This is a genomic window from Mesorhizobium sp. M3A.F.Ca.ET.175.01.1.1 (genome assembly GCF_004791945.1).
Lineage (GTDB): Bacteria > Pseudomonadota > Alphaproteobacteria > Rhizobiales > Rhizobiaceae > Mesorhizobium.
In genome coordinates this window covers 1-295 of sequence record NZ_SRTP01000350.1, presented here as the reverse complement: position 1 = coordinate 295, position 295 = coordinate 1, and the positions used below count along the sequence as shown (strand labels likewise).

Genomic DNA, 295 nt, shown 5'->3' with positions numbered 1-295 from the left:
CCCTACTCAACATTACCAGCATCACACTTTCCGCCAGCCATCAGGAGCGGTTGATCCGATTTTGATGATGCTGAAGCGATTCATAAAGTCGGAAGACGGAGCGACGATGGTCGAAATGGCCATCTCCATGACGCTGCTGCTTATGCTCACTCTCGGCTTCGTCGACTTCGGGTATGCTTTCTTCCAGTGGAATGCCGCGACCAAGGCTGTGCAGGTTGGCGCCAGGCTCGCCGCTGTTTCCGACCCGGTCGCGGGCGCGCTTACGACCGCCGCCCCAACCTCGACCCCGGGCGCG

Annotated in this window: 1 protein-coding gene; it reads left to right on the top strand. The window is 60.0% G+C overall.

Features of this window, described 5'->3' with window-relative positions; translation table 11 throughout:
- Positions 1–106: 106 nt before the first annotated feature.
- On the top strand, positions 107–295 hold a 189-nt coding region (locus EN818_RS31950; protein ID WP_245521446.1), incomplete at its 3' end, for a TadE/TadG family type IV pilus assembly protein.